Raw genomic sequence first — 14,327 nt, 5'->3', positions numbered from 1 at the left:
GTTCCCGAAGGAGGGGGTTAATCCTCAGAGGGAGGTGGTTTAATCCTCGCCGGCCGGCTCTTCCAGCGCGGCGATCTCTTCCTCATCGTCCTCGATATCCTCGGCCTCTTCCTTCTCGGCCAGACGGGCCACCGCGACCACCCGCTCGTCCGCCTCCATGACCATCAGGCGCACACCCTGGGTGTTGCGGCCGATGATGGAGAAGCCTGCCACCGGGACCCGGAGGATCTTGCCCTGGTCGGTGATCAGCATGAGGTCGTTTTCGTCGGAGACCTGGTGGATGTCGACCACGTTGCCGTTACGCTCGGTGGTCTTGATGGTGATGACACCCTTGCCACCCCTGGACTGGCAGCGGTACTCGCCGATCTCGGTCCGTTTGCCGTAGCCGTTCTCGGTCACGGTGAAGAGGGTGGAATCGGTGAAGTGCTCGTTCAGGATGGCCATCCCGATCACCAGGTCGTCGTCCTCGAGCGTCATGCCGCGCACGCCGCGGGAGACGCGGCCGACGGTCCTGACCTCGTCTTCCTTGAAGCGGATCGACTTACCGCTGGCCGAGGCGAGGAGCACGTCCTGCTTGCCGTCGGTGAGCGCCACCGAGATGAGCTTGTCCCCATCGTCGAGGTTCAGGGCGATGATCCCCCCGAGGCGCGGGTGGGAGTATTCCATCAGGTTGGTCTTCTTCACGACGCCGTTTCTGGTGGCCATCATGATGAACTTGTCCTCGACGAACTCCTTCACCGGCATGATGGTGGTGATCTTCTCGCCGGCGGCCAGGTTCAAGAGGTTCACGATCGCCTTGCCGCGGGCGGCGCGTCCCGCCTCGGGGATCTCGTAGACCTTCAGCCAGTAGACTTTCCCGGCGTCGGTGAAGAACATCAGGTAGTCCTTGGAGGAGGCGATGAAGAGCTGTTCGACGAAATCCTCTTCCTTGGTCTTCATCCCGGTCTTCCCCTTGCCGCCGCGGCGCTGGGCGCGGTAGAGGGTGACGGCGTTACGCTTGATGTAGCCGGTGTGGGAGATGGTGACCACCATGTCTTCCTCGACGATGGTGTCCTCCAAGGAAATGTCGGCGGTCTGGCCGATGATCTCGCTTCTCCGGACGTCGCCGAACTTCTCCTTCATCTCGAGCAGCTCGCCCTTGATGATGTTGAGGATCTCGGCCTCCGAGGCGAGGATCTCCTTCAGACGGGCGATGTACTTGAGGATCTCCCTGAGCTCCTCGAGGATCTTCTCGCGCTCGAGCCCGGTCAGGCGGTGCAGCCGCATGTCGAGGATGGCCTGGGACTGGATCTCGGAGAGGCCGAAGCGGACCACCAAGCCGGCCTTGGCCTCGGCGGGGGAGGCGGAGGCCCTGATCAGCGCGATCACCTCGTCGATGTTGTCGAGGGCGATCTTGAAGCCTTCCAGGATGTGGGCCCTCTCCTCGGCCTTGCGCAGGTCGAAGATCGTGCGGCGGGTGACCACTTCCTTGCGGTGGTCGATGAAGAACTCCATCGTCTCCTTGAGGCTCAGGATGCGCGGCCGGTTATGCACGATGGCCAGCATGATGATGCCGAAGGAGGACTGCATCTGGGTCTGCTTGTAGAGGTGGTTCAGGATAATCTGCGGGTTCTCGTCCTTCTTGAGCTCGATAACGATCCGCATCCCCTCGCGGTCGGACTCGTCCCTGAGATCCGAGATACCCTCGATCTTCTTCTCCTTGACCAGTTCGGCGATCTTCTCGATCAGGCGGGCCTTGTTGACCTGGTAGGGGATCTCGGTGACCACGATCGACTGGCGCTCGGTCTTCTTCTGGGTCTCGACCACCGCCTTGGCGCGCATCTGGATGATGCCGCGGCCGGTCTTGTAGGCGGAGACGATCCCCTCGCGGCCGTAGATGAAGCCGGCGGTCGGGAAGTCGGGGCCGGGGACCAGCTCGATCAGCTCCTCGAAGGTGAGCTCGGGGTTGTCGATGATCGCCACGATGCCGTCCACCACCTCGGAGAGGTTGTGGGGGGGGACGTTGGTGGCCATGCCGACCGCGATGCCGGCCGAGCCGTTGACCAGAAGGTTCGGGAACTTGGAGGGGAGAACCAGCGGCTCTTTCAAGGAGTCGTCGTAGTTCGGGCCGAACTCCACGGTCTCCTTGTCGAGGTCGTTCAGAAGCTCGTGGGCGAGCTTCTCCATCCTGATCTCGGTGTAACGCATGGCGGCCGGGCGGTCGCCGTCGATGGAACCGAAGTTACCCTGGCCGTCGACCAGCGGGTAGCGGAGCGAAAAGTCCTGCGCCATCCTGACCAGGGTATCGTAGACGGCGGTGTCGCCGTGGGGGTGGTACTTACCGATGACGTCGCCGACGACGCGGGCGGACTTCTTGTACGGCTTGTTCCAGTCGTTGCTCATGTCGTACATGGCGTACAGGCAGCGCCGGTGAACCGGCTTCAACCCGTCACGCACGTCCGGAAGCGCGCGGCCGACGATGACCGACATCGCGTAGTCCATGTACGAGCGTTTCATCTCGTCTTCGATGTTTACCGATACCTTGTTCAGCTGATTGAGAACCATGCATCCCTCTTTCTAGGCAATGACCTTGACGGAAATTCAGGCAAAAGGCGGATTCCGTTGTGGTCACGGAAGTCAAAGCGCGGAGAAATCGCCGCCTTGAAAGCGATTTCACTGGAGGTTTATGACTTCAACCTCTCTGTTCGCAACTCTCATGCCGCTCTCATGACACTCACACCCAAAGCGGAGTTAAATAAAGAGGTTGCGGCCGGGAATTGTGACTGGCCAACTTACCATACTTACGCGGGCAAGGAAACCACTTTCTGACAGTTCGGGGGGGAATTTCATCCAGTTGTCATGCAGCTAGAGAGGAGGAGAGGGAGGGTTTTCTTCGGGAAAGGACGGCTCCGGAGGAGGTTATTTGACGAGGGTGGCGGAAAGCTCGGAGTGGAAGCCGAGCCGGCGGGCCACCGCCTCGTTGACCCGGACGGATACTTTGCGCGGGGTGCGGGTGGCGAGGTCGCTGCGCCCCCCCTTGAGGATCTGCTGGGCCATCTCGCCCCCCTGCTTCCCCATCTCCACCGGATCGGCCTCCACCACCAAGAGCGCCCCGAGCCTCAGGTGGTTGGAAGTGAAGGATACCACCGGCACCGAGTGCGCCTGCGAGAAGAGGAAGAAGGCCTCGAGGGACTCCATGGTGAGCGTGCTGGCGTCGGGGAGAAGCCAAAGGCCGTCGACGTTCCCCCTGAACTGGGTGAGGAGGTTGATGGTCTGGCGGGGATTGACCGCCTCGCGCAAGACGAGCTCCACCCCGTACTGCCTGGCCTGGGCCCGGGCCTGTTTTACGTACCATCCGGTCCGGGAGGGATCGTAGATCACCCCGATCCGCTTGACGCCGAGGCGGCGGAAGGAGGCGAGGTACTCCTCGGGTGGAGCGAAGAGGCCGACCCCGGAGATCCCGGACTGGGTGGCGTCCTGGTTCCTGAGGCCGAGCGTCATCAGGGCGATGCCCGGTTTCTGGTGGGCCCGGCGGACCGCCTGCAGCGCCCCGTCGCCGATGGTGACCGTCAGGCGCGGCCGCTCCTCCCTGATCACCCGGCCGAGATCGGGGTCGGCGTAGTCGGCGAGCACCACGACGCGGATGTCGGCCGGACAGGAGGCGCGGAACCCCTTGAGCGCCTGCTCGTACATGGTAGCGCGCTGGCTCACCACCACCAGGATCTCCCGGGCCGAGGCCGGTACCCCCCAGAGAAGGAGCGCTATGATCAGCATCGCTCTCCTCAAAACCGGAGCCTCGCTCCCCCTTCGAACCAGCGCATGGCGTTGGTGTAGAGGGTGGTGTAGGTGGTCTGGACGGCGTTGAAGAGGTTATGGGCGGAGAAGAAAAGTTCGGGGACATACGGTCTCTCCGGGAACGGCCTCCAGTTCAGGTTCAGGTCCCACGCCATCCCGCGCGAGCTGGCCTGGAAATCCGGGGCGGCGTTCCAGACCACGCCGGAGCCGGTCACCGTCCCGCGCAGGCCGAGCTCCGGCCGGTCGTAGTGGAGAGCCACCTTGTACACCTGGCTCGGTATGGACTGCTGACTGTTGGTCTGCAGGCGCCGATCGGCATTGACGTCCACGGCGTAGAGGTAGGTGTAACCGCCGGAAAGCGAGAAGCCATAGGCCGGACTGGTGCGAAGCTCCAGCTCGTATCCCTGGATGTCCTGGTCAGTGACCGTGATCGTGCCGCCGCTGGAAGAGGTATTCCTGAGCGCGTTGAAGAAGTAGGTCCCCTTGAGCCAGAGGAAGGGGAACACTCCCGTTTCCACCCCGGCCTGGACGGTCTTCACCCGCTGGATACCGGTGTCGTCCACCAGTTTGGGAAGCGAGAACCCTTGGGCGGCATAGGCCCGCAGGGTGGTTTTTTCTCCCAGCTCGTAGGCGAGCCCGAGGCACGAGCTTGTGCGCTCCCCCCAGGGGCCGGTCTGATCCACCCGGACACCGGGGAGGACGGAGAGGTTGCCGACCGAGAAGGTTCCGTTGAGATAAAGCGCATAGCTGTCGAGCGTGCGGTCGTATGTGGGGGGGGGATTGACGAGGTCGCCCTGCTCGGCGTGCAGATGGGCATATTCCGCCCCGGCCACCAGGTTAGTCCGGCGGTCCCCCCAGGTCAGCGAGCCGCTCAAGCCGCGGGTCCAGTCGTTAACGGCGGAGTCGCTGAAGTAGACGATATTCCCCTGGCCGTCGCGGCCGCCGTAGATGGCATGATCGTCCCGGCGGGTTGCGTATCCCTGCATCGCCAGGTTGAGCCGGTCGCCGATTGGCTGCTCAAACCTCAGGAAGCCGTAATCGCGCCGGAAAGTGCTGTTGTCGTGGACAAAACCCCACTTTGCGGTGTCCCCCTCGTCCTGCCCCGGCAGGTCTGCCACCCGGGAAAGGCCGAGGGTGGTGGTTCCCCCGCCCGGAAGAGCATAGGAGATCTTCCCGTACAGGTTGTCGGAGGTGGTCGCGGTATTGGCCGTGAAGCCGTCCGAGCGGAGGTGGCCGGCGCTCAGGTAGTACCCGAAACGGTCGACGGTGCCGCTCAGTTCGGCCCGGCTGTCGGCGGTAAAGCGGGTTCCGGTCGAGGCCGAGACCATCCCCGAGACGGCGCGGTCGGGGTCAGGGGTCTTGGTGACGATGTTGACCACCCCTCCCAGCGCCGATCCCCAGGAGCCGGAGGCGGCCCCCTTCACGATCTCGATCCGCTCGATCTGCTGGACGGGGATCACCCCGGGGGAAGCTATCCCCTGGTCGAAGTCGTTCTGGCGGATGCCGTCGATGAGCACCAGCACGTTGGAGTTGAGCGCCCCCTGGATGTTGAAGAAGGTGAAGGAGCCGGGGGTCCTGAGGTAATCGAGCTGGATGCCGGGGATGGTCTGGAGGACGTCCGCGAGCGTGTGGGCGTTGAGGCGTGAGATGTCGTCGGCGGTGATGACGGTGACGTTTTCGGCGATCTTGGAAACGGGACGGGTGGCCGGGGAGGGGAGGGGGGTGGCCTCCTCGTCGCCGAAGATGGCGAGGGTACGGCTCTCTTCGGGCTCGGCCGCGGCCGCGCCGTGAACCGAGACGAGGAGAAGGAGGGCGGCCAGCACCCAAGTTTTTTTGTTCGATGGCAAAAAAAGCAATACAGACCCGCTGGCCGAAACTTGGGCATCGTTGCCCATGGCCGCGCGAACCTTATCATGAAAAAGTCGGCACCGTAAAGGAGGTTATGACGGAAATACCATTATTCCCACCGGACCCAAAGGAGCCGCCTGATCGGGTAACCCGCCAAAACTGAGGGTTCCCGGAGGGGAAGGCGGTGCGGTTTCGGGTGAAGGGAAGCCCCGGATGGCCGGACCGGCCGCGGGGGCGATGATAAATCCGCGCGGCTGCGACGTTTATTAAAGTTTTTCCCCATTCGCCCGAATAAGTCTGTGAGGCCGGAGAGCTGGTGTGCCCGGCAAAGCCTTTTTGGCAGTGGAGGTTTTCCCATGATTCTACGCGCGACTTTGATCGTCTCCGTGCTGCTCTTCCTGTTCGGGTGCGCTTCGCGGGTTCCGGTGGCGACCAATTTTCCGCTCACCACCCAGAAGAAGGTGAAGGCGGCCCATCACTGGGACGTGCTGGCGGACGACATCGCGCAGCAGACCCAGTTTGCCGTGCGCGACCATAAAGTCGAGCTCGGCAAAGAGCCCCTCTACGTCAAGCCGATGGAGGGGAAGGCAGCCTTCAACACCGCTTTTAGTAACCTGCTGATCACCCGGCTGGTGAACCGCGGGCTGCCGGTCAGCGCGGTACCGAAGGAGGGGCTGGCCATCTCGTACGAGACCCAGCTTCTGCGCCACGAGAGCAGCCGCTATACCCACATCCCCGGCACGCTCACCGCGCTGGCCGCGGGAATCTGGGTGATCAGGGACACCGTCGGCGCCGCATCGGCCGCCCTCCCGGTCACCCTCGGGCTCACCGGGCTGGCCGATTACGCCCTGGGGCACTATGCCGGCGGCGCCACCCATACCGAGCTTATCGTCACCACGTCCATCGTCAGCGACAACCGGTACGTCTTCAGGAAATCGGACATCTACTACATCGAGGACGAGGACACGAGCCTGTTCATCGATCAGCAGCAGAAGGTAACCCCGGTGAAAGTCAAGGAATTCAAGGTGGTGGGCCAATGAAAATGCGACGACTCCTGCTGATAGCGCTGCTCCTTCTTAGCTCCGGGTGCGCGACTTTCTCGGGTTCCGGCCCCGACACCGAGGATCCGCTGATCGCGTCCAGCCACCAGACCGTCGACGATCTGCTCCAGAACATTCCTTCCGGCAAAGAGCTCAACCGGCGGCAGCCGATCATCGTGGCATCGCTGGTGAACATCGACGACCTGAACAGTTCGCGGCTGGGGAGGATGGTGGCAGAACAGCTGGCCACCAGGCTGACCCAGAAAGGGTATTCGGTCGTGGAACTGAAACTGAGGGACAGCATCTTCGTCAGGCAATCGCAGGGGGAGCTGCTCCTTTCCCGCGAGATCAAGGACATCACCCTCTCCCACAAGGCCCAGGCGGTGTTGGTGGGAACCTATGCGGAATCGAGGGGAGCCCTCTACCTCACCGTCAAGCTGGTGGGGGTCGGGGATAACGTAGCAATTTCGGCAGTCGATTATTCGCTGCCCCTGGGCTCCGACGTACGCGCGATGCTCTGGAACGGCCCGCAATAAAGGATGAGGCCCCCCCGGTGGGTGGCCAGGGAGATACTGATGGGAAAATCTGCAAGAGTGATTCTGGCACTGGCACTGGTGCTCGCCTCCGCAGCCGGTGCTTCGGCCGACGAGACCAGCTACTTCTCGGTCAAGGGGGGGATGTTCCTTCCCAACGGCAAGGGTGACGCGAACGGGCAGGGGGGGCTGAAGAACCTCGATTCCGGGTACAGCGCCGAGGTAGCGGTTGGGTACCGTCCCGATACCTACGCCGCCCTGGAGCTTGGGACCGGCTTTTACACCGCCCATGGGTCGGTGACCACCGCCGATACCAGCACCACCCAGACCATTTACGGCATACCGGTTACCGCAACGGCCAAGGGGATCCTCGATACCGAAAAACTGCAGTTTTTCGCCGGGGCGGGGGTGGGATACTACTTCACCTTCATCGACAACAAGGTCGAGTTCTTCAACGGCGGGATCCCGACCGTGCAGGAGAGCAGCCACGGTGGGGCGCTGGGGTATCACGTGGTGGCGGGGGGGGACTGGAAGCTGACCAAGAGGTTCATGATCGGGGCCGACTACAAGTGGTTCTCCGTGAAGCCCGACCTGGAGGTGACCACCGCCCAGAATGCCAAGGTCAAGAGCAAGTGGGAGATGGGTGGCTCGATACTGAACGTCGGGTTGAAGTACGCGTTCTGATTCGAGGTAAAAGGGTAACGTAGAAAGGGGATGCGCCGAAGGTGCATCCCCTTTTTTGTTTCCGTGTGCCCTCGGGAAAGGGGGAGTTTGGTGTTAGCCTTACCCCTCAAGCCTTTGCCTTTGTCTTATCCGCCGTTATCCGTTCAATCCGTGTCATCCGTGTTCTATTGGGTTTGTCTTGTCCCTGTTTTTGGCTTAACCCTCAAGCCCTTGCCTCTGCCGTTGCCTTATCCGCGTTAATCCGCTCAATCCGCGTCATCCGCGTTCTAATCGGTTTTGTCAGTATTTGATGGCCGGCACCACGTTGAGCGCTATGTTGAAGCTGTTGCTGCCGTCGAAGCCGGTGATGGCCACGTTGCCGATGGCGAAGTCGCTGGCGGTCGGGATGACACCGGGATTGGCCACGTAGGTGACGCTGGCGAACTCCCCGACGCCGAAACCCGGAGTGCTGATCAGGGCCAGCACCAGGGTGTTGGGGGAAGTCAGGTTCTTCCCGAAGGCGGCGGCCTGGGACGCCACGCCTGAGGCGGAGGCCATGAGGGCGCCGCTGGCGTCTCTTTTCACCGCCACTCCGGCGGGAAGGGTGACGGTTACTTGCAGGGAGGTGATCGGGGCGGTCGCGGTTCCCTGGGTGGAGAGCGTCAGCACCCCGGTGTACTTCCCGACGTCGCTAAGTGCCTGGGAGGCGGCGGTGACGCCGGTCTGGTTGTGGACGCTGTCGCTGAGGAAGCTTTGCAGGGCGGCCTGGAACTGGGCAGCGGTGGCGGCCGAGAGACGGTTGGTGGCCGAGAGGTCGTGGTCGCAGGCATCCAGCACCGCCTGCAAGGAACCGGCGGTGGCGGCCCACTTGGAGATCGCGGCCAGCATGATGGTGTAGTCTTTCTGCGCCTGGCTGGCCGCGGTCACCGCGGGGAGATTCGGCGCCACCGGTGCGACGGCCATGATATCGATCTGGAAGAGGTTGGAGATCAGCGCGTTGGCCGCCCTGACGGAGGCCTCGGTCAGGAAGATGCCGGACAGTGCATGGCGGACGGCGAGCTCGGTTAGCGGCGTTACCGTCACCGCCACCGTATCGCCCGCATTGGCGGCCACCGCCGCGGCCCGCAAGGTTCCCGCACTTATGGAAAGCTGGGACCCGGTCGCCTCGTCGGTATAGTTCCCGCTCACCTCCACCTCCACGATACCGGAGTAGTCCCCCAGGCCGACGGTGAACCTCCCGGAGCTGTCGGTGGTGGTGCTCTTCAGGAGGATCCTCGCCGAGAGGTCCCCGGTAGACGACGGGGCGTAGACGTTGACGGCCCCTCCCGCGATCACCCCCTTGGCAGCCACACCGGTTATCACCGTGTTGGACGGCTGGGGTGTGCCTCCGGTGGCGGTCCCGCCGGTCGAGCTTCCCCCGCCGGCGCAGCCGGCCACGAAGGTCATGATTGCCAATATCCCTATCTTCAGAACGCTTATCTTGCGCATATCTCCACTCTCCTTGAGAGGCTTTTTTCCGGTTGCTTTACCAGGCAACATTGCCGACTACCTTCTGCAGGATCATCATCGCGTCGCTGGCGTCGATCTTGCCGTCGGGGAGCGGTTTGCCGTTTTTGAAGGGGGCCAGGTCCCCGTGCCGAAGCTGCTCCGGGGTCGGCGTCGCCGCGCCCACCGCCATCTGCAGACAGAGCAAGGCGTCCGCTATGTCGACCTTGCCGTCGAGATTCACGTCGCCGTCGGGGTCGGTGGCGAAACTCCAGCTGTAGGTTGCCAGGCTGTTGCCCGCAAAGTCCTTGATGCCGCTGGACGCCGTCACCGTGTAGGTGGTGGTGTAGGAGAGCGGACCGCTCGGGGTCAAGGTGGCCGTGTGGGTCGCCGCGTTGTAGCCGATGGTCCCGGTGGCGCCGTGGTCGAGGTAGAAGGTGGCCGGGGTCAGCGTCGAGGGATCGACATCCTTATTGAAGGTGATGGTCACCACGGTGCCCGCCACGCTGAGCCGCTTGCTCCCGTCCGCCGGGGTGACCGAGTTGACGGTTGGCGGCACCACGTCCACGGTCCAGTTGTACGACTTGGGAACCGTCTCCACGTTCCCCGCCAGGTCTTTGGCCACCGCCGAGAAAGAGTGGGCACCGTTGGCGAGACCGCTGTAGCTCTGGACGCAGGTGGTACTGGTCGACCCGCCGTTACAGGCACAGGGGGCGGTCGCCCCGTCCAGGGTGCAGGTGAAGCTCGCCGGTTCGTTGGCCTGCAACGAGAAGGTCGCTTGGGGAAGGTTGGAGAGGAGGGCCGGGACGCCGCCGATGGTGGTGACCGGAGGGACGTTGTCGAGGGTCACCGCGGTGGTGGCCGGGATAAGCTGGGCGTTGCCTGCGTTGTCGGTGGCGGTGATCTGTACCTGGTACAGGCCGTCGGGGAGCTGCGGACTCGTGTAACTCCAGCTCTTGGTTGCGCTGCTGTAGCTTGCGGCCCCGCTCACCGTGCCGCCGGGGATGCTGGTTAGGGTGACGGTGACGTCCCTCACGCCGGTCCCGGAGTTGGGATCGTCCGCCGTCCCTGCCAGCATGATGAGATGCCCGGTGATGTTGGGATTGGCCAGCGGCGTTACCGCCGAGACCGGCGGGGTGGTGTCGACGATGACGTTCCTGCTGACGATCGGCGACGGGTTGCCGATGACCGCCCCGGCCAGGTTGGTCGCGGTGTCGAGCACGCGGGCCTGAATGGTGTAGCTTCCGTCGGCGGGGAACTGCCAGTTGTAGGTCCAGTTGGTGCTGCCGGAGGCGTCTACCCAGGCCGGGGAGGCGGGGGGAGCCGCGGTGGGGAATACCGCCACCTGGACTTTCTGCAGCGGAAGCCCGCCGGTAGCAGCCTGCGCGGTGCCGGTAATGACCCGCGGGGTGGCACTGCCGACCAGGGCGCCGTTGGCCGGAGAAGAAAACTGGCAGTCGGGGAGCGGGTTGGCGACGATGATGTTGCCGCTGGCAGCGGTGGTCTGCAGATTCCCCGCCTGGTCGGTCGCCTGCACCTGCACCGAGTAGGTGCCGTTGAGCGGCAGCGCCCAGAGGTAGCCCCAGCTCGACCAGGGGAGGGCGGGGCTGACGGAGGTGTCGATGGCCGCGTTAGCGCTGCCGCCGTTGATGGTCACGTTCACCACCTTGACCCCGGAAATGTGGTCGGCAGCGGATCCGGTGAAGAGGAAGCTCGATCCGGAGATGGGGGCGAGCGGCACGGTGAGGGTCGAGGTGGGCATGTCGTTCTTATCCACGATCCAGCTGTAGCTCTTGGTGGTCGGGGCGCTCGTGGAGGTATTGCCCGCCGGGTCGGTTGCCTGCACCGAGAAGAGGTGGTTGCCATCGGCCAGGTTCGAGAAGCTGGCCGGGCTTACGCAGGGAGCCGCCACCCCGTCCAGGGTGCAGATGAACGTGGAGTTGGCTTCGTTGGCCGAGAAGGCGAAGGTCGCGTTGTTGAGCGGGGTGATCAGGGCCGGCACCGTGTCGATGCTGGCGGTGGGGGGAACCGTGTCGATGACCCAGCTGTAGCTCTTGGCGGAGGTCTCCACGTTGCCGATCGTGTCGGTCGAGATCACCGAGAAGGTATGGTTCCCGTCGGTGAGGCCCGAGTAGGTAAACGGAGAGCTGCAGGCCACGAGGGATCCCGTGTCGATCTGGCACTGTGAGGTCGAGCCGGCCTTGTTGACCGTGAAGGTGAATTGGCCGGCGGCCGAGTTGTCGAGGAGCTTCGGCTTCGAGGTGATGGTGGTCACCGGCGGCGTGTTGTCCACCGTGATGTTGACGGTGGAGAGCGCGGTCTGGGTGTACCCGTTGGTATCGATGGCCCGGGCGCTGATGACGTAGGCACCGTTGGCGGGGAGTGGTGTGGCCGTCCAGTTGTAGCTCCATTGAGTCCAGGTATTGAGGGTGGTGTTCTTGGTTGCGTCGTTCCAGGTTGCGCCCCCATCCACGGAGACTTGGACCTTGGCCAGCGTGCTGCCGTTACTCGGTGTACCGTCGGCCTGGCTGTAATCCAGTGCCGTACCGGTGACGGCAGCCGGGTTTCTGACGGTAGCGCCTCCGGCCGGCGCGACGATGGTGGCCTGCGGCGGATAGGCCCCCTTCCCGCTGAGGTATTCGAGAATCGGCTGGTTAGGTGCGTTGGAGTAGATCGACACCGAAGCGGTCTTGGTCCCCGAACTGGTGGGGGTGAAATTTACGAGGACCGTGCAGTAATCGCCGGCCTCGATGGCAAGGGTGGGCAAGGTGGTGAGGTCGCAGGGACGTCCTCCCCCGGCCACCACGGCGTAGAGTCCCTGATCGGTCCCCCCCAGGGTCATGGCCGAGATGCGGAGTTGAAGGGTGCCGCTGTTTTGCAGGGTAAGCGCGGTGGACTTCGTGTCCCCCACGTTGATGTTGCCGACGTTCAGGGGGCTAGCGGCCAGCGGCGCCGCGGGGGTGATGGTGGAGACCGGGCTCAGGTTCAGCCCGAAGAGCTTCTTGGCCGGGCCGGTCGCGAACACCTTCTTGGTGGCGGCGTTGGCGCTCAGCGCATTGACGGTCAGGTCGGTGAGACCGGTGTTCATCGCGCTCCAGACGTCTCCGGAGTTGGTGGAGAAAAATACCCCCCCGCCGCCGGTGCCGGCGGTCAGGAAGGCGGGCGTGCCCCCGGAGTAGGCGAGCGAGCGGATGGGGGAGCTGATTCCCGAACTGGCCGCGGTCCAGGTGGCTCCGTTGTCGGCCGAGCGGAAGACGCCCGCGGAAGTCCCCGCGTACACGTTGGCGGCATCGACGGTCAGGGAGGTTACCACCGTGCTGGTGAGCCCGGTGATAACCTGGCTCCAGCTGCCGCCGCTGTCCGAGCGGAAGACCCCGCCGCCGTTGGTGCCTGCAAAGAGCGAGCTTCCGCGCCAGGCGAGCGAGGTGATCTCCTGGTTGGTCGGCTCCCCGCCCGGGTACGCGCTCCAGGTGCCGGCGCCGTTCCAGACGAAGATCCCGGCCCCCGTTCCGGCGATCAGCGTATAGCCGCCGCCGGTGGAAAGGGTCCTCACGTCGCGGCTGGCAAGGGTGGCGCTGATATCGCTCCATGAGGCCCCGTCGTCCGCCGACTTGTAGACGCCGTTGCCGGTTCCCGCGTAAAGGGGCGACCCGCTCGGATCGTAGAGAAGGGAGGTCACGAAGAGCCAGGAGGCGCTGGCATCGGGGCTCGCCGTCCAGCTGCCGCCGCTGTCGCTCGACAGGTAGATCCCGCCGCCGCCGAAACCGGCCACCATCACCGTGCTGTCGGTCGGCTTGACGGCAATAGCCCGCCCCTCGCGAAGGCCGGTCAGCGTGCTCCAGCTCCCTGCGCTGTTGGTGCTGCGGTAGGCGCCGAAGTTGGTCCCGGCGAAAACAGTCGTGCGGGTGACGGGATCGTTGGCGAGCGCCTGGACCACGGCCGGGGTGGGAAGCGAGCTGCTTGCAGCGGCCCAGCTGTTCCAGGTCCCCGAGTTGTACTGCTGCTTGTACACGCCGTTGGCGGTGGCCGCGTAGGCGGTGGCCGGGTTGGAGGGGTTGTCTATCAGGATGGCGTTGGCGGTGAGGTTTCCCAGCGAGGCGTTGTCGCTGTTCCAGCTGGCACCTCCGTCGGTGCTTGCGTAGATGCCCGATCCATTGGTACCGGCGAGCACGGTGGCGGTGGGAGTGGTGGCGGCCCAGGCAAGGCTCAGGATGTCGCTGGTGGGGAGCGCCGCGGCCGCGGTCCAGCTCCCCGCCGCGTTGGTACTCACGAAGACACCCTGGTCGGTGGCCGCGTAGAGGTTGGCGGTGGCGGTGGGGTCGATCAGGAGCGCCCGCACGTTCAACGTGGTGAGACCGGAATTGGCCGCGGACCAGCTGCCTCCGCTGTCGGTGCTCTTGAATACCCCGGACGCGGTGACCGCGTAGAGTGTCGTGGGGGTCTGCGGATCGACGGCAAGGCCGCGGACGTCGCTGCTCCCCAGGCCGGTGGAGGCAGCGCTCCAAGCGAGCCCGCCGTTGCCGCTTTTGAAGACACCCGAGGCGGTGGCGGCGTAGAGCTGCTGGGGGTCCACCGGATGAACTGCCAGGGAGCGGACCGACCTGTCCAAAAGTCCGGAGTTCAGTTGGGACCAGCTGCTCCCCCCTTCCGGCATGGTGTAGATCCCTCCGCCGTCGGTCCCGGCCAGGATCGTGGGGGTAGGCGTGGTTGGCGTCACCAGCAGGGAGGTCACTTTCGCCTTGGACGGGGTGGGGAACGGCCCGCCGCTGCTCCAGTTGTTGAAGACGGTGGCGGCCCGGGCGCTGGTGGCCGAACAAGTCATGGCGGCCAGGAGGGCAACGATCAACTGCCAGCGGCAGAGGAAACGCGAGCTTATTTTTTTCATAAGGATCCTTGGGACGGTGCACCGCTGACCGGGTGCAGGTACCGGGCGCCGGCCCGGAATACGAAACTATTCCAAAGCCCGGCTGCCTTCGGTGGCGGG

The 14,327-nt window shown here is 64.3% G+C and carries 8 protein-coding genes; 3 read left to right on the top strand and 5 right to left on the bottom strand.

The features are described 5' to 3' along the window. Window positions 1-39: 39 nt before the first annotated feature. From gyrA to L4X63_RS04360, 3 genes are all read right to left on the bottom strand, one after another. On the bottom strand, window positions 40-2,544 hold the full coding sequence (gyrA, locus tag L4X63_RS04370) for a DNA gyrase subunit A (protein ID WP_250677366.1): 2,505 nt from the start codon (window positions 2,542-2,544) through the stop codon (window positions 40-42). A 354-nt stretch (window positions 2,545-2,898) separates the two neighbouring features. Continuing rightward, a complete protein-coding gene (locus tag L4X63_RS04365; RefSeq protein ID WP_250677365.1) occupies window positions 2,899-3,753 on the bottom strand; it encodes an ABC transporter substrate-binding protein in 855 nt (284 codons plus the stop codon). A gap of 8 nt (window positions 3,754-3,761) precedes the next feature. Next, complete coding sequence (locus L4X63_RS04360) at window positions 3,762-5,597, bottom strand: TonB-dependent receptor plug domain-containing protein (RefSeq protein WP_250677364.1); 1,836 nt, start codon at window positions 5,595-5,597, stop codon at window positions 3,762-3,764. A 381-nt stretch (window positions 5,598-5,978) separates the two neighbouring features. Here L4X63_RS04360 and L4X63_RS04355 point away from each other — a divergent pair, with 381 nt between their 5' ends. From L4X63_RS04355 to L4X63_RS04345, 3 genes are read left to right on the top strand one after another with little or no spacing between them, the layout of a single operon-like run. After that, window positions 5,979-6,662: a hypothetical protein gene (locus tag L4X63_RS04355; protein ID WP_250677363.1), complete on the top strand. Its 684-nt coding sequence runs from the start codon at window positions 5,979-5,981 to the stop codon at window positions 6,660-6,662. Next, window positions 6,659-7,198 carry a FlgO family outer membrane protein gene (locus tag L4X63_RS04350; protein ID WP_250677362.1) on the top strand — a complete coding sequence of 180 codons (540 nt, stop codon included), beginning with the start codon at window positions 6,659-6,661 and terminating at the stop codon, window positions 7,196-7,198. The genes L4X63_RS04355 and L4X63_RS04350 overlap by 4 nt, the downstream gene beginning before the upstream one ends. Before the next feature lie 39 nt (window positions 7,199-7,237). Beyond that, a complete protein-coding gene (locus tag L4X63_RS04345) occupies window positions 7,238-7,879 on the top strand; it encodes an OmpW family outer membrane protein (RefSeq protein WP_250677361.1) in 642 nt (213 codons plus the stop codon). Window positions 7,880-8,158: 279 nt separating this feature from the next. Here L4X63_RS04345 and L4X63_RS04340 read toward each other — a convergent pair whose 3' ends face one another. Then, a complete protein-coding gene (locus tag L4X63_RS04340) occupies window positions 8,159-9,346 on the bottom strand; it encodes a hypothetical protein (protein ID WP_250677360.1) in 1,188 nt (395 codons plus the stop codon). Between the two features lie 37 nt (window positions 9,347-9,383). Next, a complete protein-coding gene (locus L4X63_RS04335) occupies window positions 9,384-14,228 on the bottom strand; it encodes an Ig-like domain-containing protein (RefSeq protein ID WP_250677359.1) in 4,845 nt (1,614 codons plus the stop codon). Window positions 14,229-14,327 lie beyond the last annotated feature (99 nt).

Source organism: Geomonas sp. Red32 (assembly GCF_023652955.1).
In the GTDB taxonomy this organism is placed as follows: domain Bacteria; phylum Desulfobacterota; class Desulfuromonadia; order Geobacterales; family Geobacteraceae; genus Geomonas.
This window is presented reverse-complemented; position numbering and strand designations above follow the sequence as displayed.